The 6,721-nt window shown below is 74.1% G+C and carries 8 protein-coding genes; 2 read left to right on the forward strand and 6 right to left on the reverse strand.

The window, feature by feature from the left end; translation table 11 throughout:
• Positions 1-187 precede the first annotated feature (187 nt).
• The gene (locus tag ACFWH7_RS20370) at positions 188-901 is read left to right on the forward strand and encodes an anaerobic ribonucleoside-triphosphate reductase activating protein (protein ID WP_378219389.1); all 714 of its coding nucleotides are present in this window, start codon (positions 188-190) and stop codon (positions 899-901) included.
• A gap of 22 nt (positions 902-923) precedes the next feature.
• Here the strand turns inward: ACFWH7_RS20370 and ACFWH7_RS20375 are convergent, their stop codons facing one another.
• On the reverse strand, positions 924-1,547 hold the full coding sequence (locus ACFWH7_RS20375) for a GyrI-like domain-containing protein (protein ID WP_378219391.1): 624 nt from the start codon (positions 1,545-1,547) through the stop codon (positions 924-926).
• A gap of 109 nt (positions 1,548-1,656) precedes the next feature.
• On the opposite strand from ACFWH7_RS20375, the gene ACFWH7_RS20380 reads away from it, so the two are divergent.
• Positions 1,657-2,133 carry a hypothetical protein gene (locus ACFWH7_RS20380; RefSeq protein ID WP_378219393.1) on the forward strand — a complete coding sequence of 159 codons (477 nt, stop codon included), beginning with the start codon at positions 1,657-1,659 and terminating at the stop codon, positions 2,131-2,133.
• A gap of 42 nt (positions 2,134-2,175) precedes the next feature.
• On the opposite strand, the gene ACFWH7_RS20385 is transcribed toward ACFWH7_RS20380, so the two are convergent.
• The 5 genes from ACFWH7_RS20385 to ectA form a co-directional block, all read right to left on the reverse strand.
• Complete coding sequence (locus ACFWH7_RS20385) at positions 2,176-3,192, reverse strand: alpha/beta fold hydrolase (RefSeq protein WP_378219395.1); 1,017 nt, start codon at positions 3,190-3,192, stop codon at positions 2,176-2,178.
• Between the two features lie 38 nt (positions 3,193-3,230).
• Positions 3,231-3,839 (reverse strand): TetR/AcrR family transcriptional regulator, encoded by a 609-nt coding sequence (locus ACFWH7_RS20390; protein WP_378219397.1) that lies wholly within the window; start codon positions 3,837-3,839, stop codon positions 3,231-3,233.
• A gap of 114 nt (positions 3,840-3,953) precedes the next feature.
• Positions 3,954-4,355, reverse strand: a complete 402-nt coding sequence (locus ACFWH7_RS20395) for an ectoine synthase (RefSeq protein WP_378219399.1) — start codon at positions 4,353-4,355, stop codon at positions 3,954-3,956.
• Positions 4,356-4,437: 82 nt separating this feature from the next.
• Positions 4,438-5,736 (reverse strand): diaminobutyrate--2-oxoglutarate transaminase, encoded by a 1,299-nt coding sequence (gene ectB / locus ACFWH7_RS20400; protein WP_378219401.1) that lies wholly within the window; start codon positions 5,734-5,736, stop codon positions 4,438-4,440.
• 118 nt (positions 5,737-5,854) lie between these two features.
• A complete protein-coding gene (gene ectA, locus ACFWH7_RS20405; RefSeq protein ID WP_378219403.1) occupies positions 5,855-6,421 on the reverse strand; it encodes a diaminobutyrate acetyltransferase in 567 nt (188 codons plus the stop codon).
• Positions 6,422-6,721: the final 300 nt, after the last annotated feature.

Genomic DNA, 6,721 nt, shown 5'->3' on the forward strand with positions numbered 1-6,721 from the left:
CGATCCACCTCCGGATCGAGGAGCGACCCCGGGTTCGGCACGTCCGGGCGGCACGTACCCGCAGGTCGGGACCTTCGACCGGTCCGGCGCGGCGGGCGGCCGGGCTACGTTCGAGGTCCTGGCAGCGCGGCTGGCGACACCGACCCCGACGGACTGCCAGGTCGCCGCGTGCCGGAAGGAGCCGCCGATGACCCGCCCCGGCCTCGTGGTCGCCGGACTGAACCGGATGTCCGTGACGGACTGGCCCGGCCGGCGGGTCGCGACGGTCCTCACGCAGGGCTGTCCGTGGCACTGCGGGTACTGCCACCACCCGGGCCTGTGCGCGGTCGCCGCCCACGGGTCGCCGCCGCCCGGGGACGCGGTCCCGTGGTCCGAGGTCGTCGCGTTCCTCGCCCCGCGCCGTCGGGTGCTCGACGGCGTCGTGTTCTCGGGCGGCGAGCCGACGCTCCACCCCGGCCTGCTCGGCGCGATCGACGACGTGCGCGGCCTCGGCCTCGACGTCGGGCTGCACACCGCCGGGCCCTGGCCAGCCCGGCTCGCCCGGCTGCTGCCGTTCGTGGACTGGGTCGGGCTCGACATCAAGCACCTGCCGTCCCGCTACCCCGTGGTGACCGGGACGATCCCGTCCGGGCGCCGCGCGTTCGAGGCGCTGACCGTGCTCCTGCGCTCCGGCGTCGACCACGAGGTGCGCACCACGGTCGACCCGAGCGTGCACTCGCGCACCGAGCTCCTCGCGCTCGGGACGCACCTGCGCCGCCTCGGCGTGCGCGAGTGGGTGCTCCAGGAGGCCGTGCCCGACGGCGCGTCCCCCGCCTGGGCGCGCACGCTCGCGGGCCGGCGCCTCGCCGACGTGCTCGACGACGCCGACCTCGCCTGGGCGCGGCGCCGGGCCGCCGCCTGACGACGCCGGTCGGGCCGTCGCTTCAGGCCGGGCGGACCGGCTGACGCAGCACGGTCCGCAGCTTGGCGGGGGCCGTGCGCCGCACGTCGCTCAGGTAGATCTCGTGGTGCGGCCCGGCGAACGTCAGCCCGTGCTCGGGCAGGTAGACGTCGTGCAGCTCCGCGAGCACCGGGCCCTCGTCGTCGTACGACCCGACGTGCAGGGTCTGCACGGACCGGCCCTCGGTGAGGCTCGTGCGTCGCACGAGGTCGAGCGCGGCCGGGCCGTCCTTCTTCGCGCGGACCGTCTCCGTGGCCGCGACGACGAGGTCCTCGTCCACCCAGTCCGGCTGGAGCACCAGCAGCGTCCAGCGCCACGCGTTCTTCTCCCGCCGCACGAACGTGCCCGGGTCCTCCGCCGTCCACAGGCCCTCCAGCGGCCCGACGACGTAGTCGCGCCCCTCCCGCTTGCTCGCGAACTTCACCGCGTACGAGACGGAGAAGAGCGCCTCGACCGCCGCCGCATAGGCGGGCGAGGTGTTCGGGTCGCCCTCGCCGTCGACCGCGAGGTAGGCGAGCGTCGGGACGTCCACCTCGACGAACCGACCCCGCGGCGGGGCGTACAGCTCGCGGTACAGCGCCTTGAGGTCCACCTTGTCCGAGGGCATGGCCCGACGCTACCCGCCGCCCCCGACGACGGCCCGCCCGGATCGCGACGCGGCACCAACGGCGTGGACGGCGCTGGCGCGCCCGTCCGGCGACTGGTATCCACACGGTGTGACCGCCTCACCGCCCCCGTACCCGCAGCAGGACCCCCGCGCCGCGTACCCGTCGCCACACGCCGCGCCGGGGCCGCCCCTGCCGCCCAGCCACCCGCGACACCCTGGGCGCGCGGGACACCCGTCGCAGGGGTACCCGCAGCCGGGATCGGCGCACGCGGTCTACCCTCCGCTGCCGACCGTCCCACCCGCGGCGTTCACGCGCCGGTACCGGACGACGGCGTGGGCGCTGATCTGGGTGCCGGTCGCGCTCATGGTCGCGGCGGCGGTCCTCAGCATCGTCCTCCTCGCGTATGCCGACAGCGACCCGTCGCGGAACTCCGCCGCGGGCTACCTGGCGATCGTCGTCTGGGGCGTCATGCTCGTCGGCGGGCCCGTCCTGCTCGGCGCGTTCATCCCTGGCTGCGTGATGCTCTCGCGCTCGAACCGGGCCCGCACCCTCACACGGACCACGGGCTACCAGCCTCCCGCCTGACGCGGGTTCGCGCGCGTCCCGGCGATCAGGACGACGAGCCGCTCAGACCCGGTGGCGCGCGAGGTCGTGCTCGGCGGGCTCGTCGGGGCGCACCGGAATCACGTAGTCCACGACGGCGCGCACGACCTCGGGGTCTCGCAGCAGGCGGTGGTGCCCGAGCCCTTCCGTCGTGAGCAGCTCGCCCTCGGGCCAGGCCGCGGCCAGCGCCGCCCCGACCGGGTACGGGACCTCCTTGTCCGCGCGGTCGTGCACGACGAGCGCGGGCGGGACCGGGTGGGTCCGCAGCGTCTCGCGCACGTCCAGCTCGGCCAGCGGACGCCCGGCGACGTCGGAGATCAGGCCCTGGAGCAGCTCGCGGGTCGGGCGCGAGAGCCGGAGCAGGTCGGCGAACCCGTCGAGCTCGCCCAGCACGTCCGCGATCGCCGCGACGAGCACGAGCCTCTCCACGGGCAGCCCGTCGCGGACCGCGAGGACGGTCGTCGCGGTGCCGAGCGAGTGCGCGACGACCGCGGTCGCGTCACCGTGCTCGCGCACCACCGCGGCGAGGGCGTCCGCGAGCTCGGGCATCGTGCTGCGCCGCGGACCGAGACGGCCGGGGCCGGCGTCGCCGTGGCTCGGCGCGTCGAAGGCGACGACGCGGTAGCCGGCGGCCCGGAGGGGCTCGACGAACGCGCCGAGCTGTCCGCGCCACCCGCCCCACCCGTGGGTCAGGTAGACGACACCCGCCTCGGCATGCCCCTCGGCGTCGGGACGCATCGGTCCCTTGCCGCCCCCGCCGACGACGTCCCACGTCTCCACGACGACGCGTGCTCTGGCGTCGGTCGTCACCGTGGTGAGCGTGCCAGGGGTCGTGCGGTCGTCCCGGCGTCGCCCGGCGCCGTCGGGCGGGGTGCACCACAGGTCGAGCGCGAGGCGCGCCGCCCGCCGCGGCGAGACCGCCTGGAGCGCGGCGAGGCGCGTGCGGACGAGCGCGAGCTGGAGAGCGGCCTTACGCCGCCGTGCCGCACGACGGCGGTCAGCACGAACGGTCGTGCTTTTCTTCGAGCCTGAGACGCCCACAGGAGGTTCCTCTCGGTCGGTGGTGCAGACGGGTGCGGTCAGCGGACGGGGACCGGCGCGGGTGTGCGCGCCGCGTCGAGCAGGGCCTCGAACGCACGCCGGGCACGCTCCTCGGCGAGCGGGTCGGCCATGAAGACGTGCGCGTGGTTCACCCCGAGCATGACGCCGTAGAGATCGGAGGCGAACTGCTCCGGGTCGGCGTCGGCGTGGAACCCGCCCTCCGCGACGCACGTACGGAAGACCTGCGCGACGGCGTCGCAGAGGTCGCGGTGGTCACGCACGAGCTGGTCCCGGACGGGGCCCTGCTGCGCGGAGAGCTCGGTCGCGGCCTTGACGAACAGGCAACCACCGGGGTCCTGGCGCAGGTCGCACGCGAGCCACCCCTCGAACAGCGCCCGCATCCGCGGCTCGCCGCGCGGGCTGCGCAGCGCGGGAGCGACCACCGTGTCGATGAACTCGGCGCGCGCCTGGCCGAGGACCGCGAGCTGGAGCGACTCCTTGGAACGAAAGTGCGCGTACAGGCCGGACTTCGACATGCCCGTGGCCGACGCGAGCTCGCCGATGGTGAGCCCGGTCAGCCCCACGCGGTACGCGGCCTCCACGCCACGGTGCAGGATCGCCTGCCTCGTCTCGTCGCCCTTCGTCACGTCCCGACCGTAGCACGGTCGTGCTGAAACCGCCGGTACGCGACCGGGGGGACCGTGACCCCGAGCCAGGGTCGGGCCGACGCGGGCCCGGGGTCACGGCGGTCCCACCGCCGCTCAGGCGGGTGCGGGCGACTCCGTGACGAGCGGGTACACGCCGTTCTCGTCGTGGACCTCTCGCCCCGTCACGGGCGGGTTGAAGACGCACACGCACCGGATCTCCGTCCGCGGCCGGACGACGTGCTTGTCGTGGCCGTTCAGCAGGTACAGCGTGCCCGGGGCGAGCGGGTGCACCGTGCCGGTGCCGAGGTCCTCGATCTCGCCCTCGCCGGACGTGACGAACACGGCCTCGACGTGGTTGGCGTACCAGAACGTGCTCTCGGTGCCGGCGTACAGCGTGGTCTCGTGCACCGAGAACCCGACGCCCTCCTTCGCGAGCACGATGCGCCTGCTGCGCCAGTTCTCGCTGCGGACGTCAGCCTCGGTGCCGGTGATCTCGTCGAGCGTGCGGACGATCATGGGTGTTCCTCCAGGTCGGGTTCGAGTCAGGTCGGTGGGCGCTCCGGCACCGGGCGCGACGACGCGCCCGGCACGGAGCGTCTCAGCGCAGGACGGCGGCCAGCGCGTCGTCCAGCACGGCGAGCCCGCGACGCAGCTCGGCATCCGTGAGGGTCAGCGGCGGGAGGAGCTTGACCACCTCGCCCGACGGCCCGGACGTCTCCACGAGCAGGCCGCGCGCGAAGGCCTCCGCGCACACCTTGCCGGCCAGGTCGCCGTCGGGCAGCTGCACGCCGCGCGCGAGGCCGCGGCCCTTGGAGACGAGCGCGTGGTCGGGGTACCGCGCGACGACCGAGTTCAGGTGCGCCTCCACGAGGGCGCCCTTGGCGAGCGTCGAGCGCTCGAGCGCGTCGTCCGACCAGTAGGCGCGGATCGCCTCCGCCGCCGTCGCGAACGCCGGCGCGAACCCCCGGAACGTGCCGTTGTGCTCGCCCGGCTCCCACACGTCGAGCTCGGGGCGGATGAGCGTGAGCGCCATCGGCAGGCCGTAGCCCGAGATCGACTTGGACAGGCAGACGATGTCCGGGACGATGCCGGCGTCCTCGAACGAGAAGAACCCGCCCGTGCGCCCGCAGCCCATCTGGATGTCGTCGACGATGAGGAGGATCCCGTGCCGGGAGCACAGGTCGGCCAGCCCGCGCAGCCACTCCGCGCGCGCCGCGTTGATGCCGCCCTCACCCTGGACCGTCTCGACGATGACCGCGGCGGGCTCGTTGAGCCCGCTGCCGCCGTCCGCGAGCAGCCGCTCCAGGTACACGAAGTCCGGGACGTCCCCGTCGAAGTAGTCGTCGTACGGCATCGGCGTCGCGTGCACGAGCGGCACCCCTGCCCCTCCTCGCTTCATCGAGCTGCCCGTGACGGACAGCGCGCCCAGCGTCATCCCGTGGAACGCGTTGGTGAAGGTGATGACGGACTCACGCCCCGTGACCTTCCGGGCGAGCTTGAGCGCGGCCTCCACGGCGTTCGCGCCGCCCGGGCCGGGGAACACGACCTTGTGGTCGAGGCCGCGCGGACGAAGGATCCGGTCGTGGAACGTCTCGAGGAAGTCGCGGCGCGCCGTCGTGAGCATGTCGAGCGAGTGGACCATGCGGTCGTCGGCCAGGTAGTCGAGGAGCACCTGCTTGAGCCGCGGCTCGTTGTGCCCGTAGTTCAACGAGCCGGCCCCGGCGAAGAAGTCGAGGTACTCGGTGCCGTCCTCGGCACGGACGGTCGCGCCGACCGCACGGTCGAACACGGCGGGCCAGGCGCGCGAGTAGCTGCGCACACCGGACTCCAGGGCCGTGAAGCCCGTCGGGTCGTCGGCGGCGTACGCCTCGGACGCAGGGACGGTCGAGATCGTCACGAAGGACTCTCCTTGGGGTGGTGCGCTCGGGTACGTGAGAGTACGAGGGGCTACGGCGTCACCCGTGCGCCGGACCGGCGTAGCCCACGTCCTGCGCCGGCTCCCGCCGGCCAGGTGCTCAGCGGGCGTGCACGCCCTCGATGACGAGCATCGGCTCGTCGACGTGCGCATCGGGGAACTGGTCCGCGGTGAACAGCGGTCGCGTCGTGATCGTCGCTCCACGCCGGGCGGCCCAACGCACGAACAGCGCACGCGAGGCGACGTTGTCCTGAGCGACGGTCGTGATCACGGAGACCAGGCCGGGTGACGCGTCGACGACCGAGTCGAGGAGCTGACCCGCGACGCCCTGCCCGCGATGCTCCTCGGCCACGGCGACCTGCCAGACGAACAGGCGGGACGGATCACCGGGGAGCAGGTAGCCGGAGACGAACCCGACCACCTCTCCCTCGACGACGGCGACGCGGCACGTGTCGGCGAAGTGCTGGGCGAGGAGGAGGTACGCGTACGACGAGTTCAGGTCGAGCTCGCCGGAGTCACGCGCGACACGCCACATGGCCGCGCCGTCGTCCGGTGCGGGACGGCGCACGGCGGTCCGCCGCACCCCGGCGCGGGGCAGTGCCCGCGGCGCGTCGGCGGCGTTCGAGGTCGAAGGGTCGGTGGGCGCGGCGTTCGTCGTCGTGTCCATACCGTTGACGACCCTAGGCCTTTTCCCGGTGGGATTGCACCTTTGCATGACTGTTCGACCGCTCGGTCGGGAGTCAGATCTCCTACGAGAGCCGCAGAATCATGCGGAAGACCGGTTCTGGTCAGCAGTCGGTACACCCGCGTCCCACGTCTCTGTGGGTGAGATACCGGGGGAACGGGCGCTGGCGGGATCCCGTCGGGGGGGGGGGCGGCCGGCCGCCCCCCCCCCCCACGCCCGGGGGGCGGCGCGCGGGGGGCGGGCGGGAGGCGAGAGAGTCTCCCCCCACAACCACCCGACAGG

The organism is Cellulosimicrobium cellulans, assembly GCF_042723955.1.
Taxonomy (GTDB): domain Bacteria; phylum Actinomycetota; class Actinomycetes; order Actinomycetales; family Cellulomonadaceae; genus Cellulosimicrobium; species Cellulosimicrobium cellulans_H.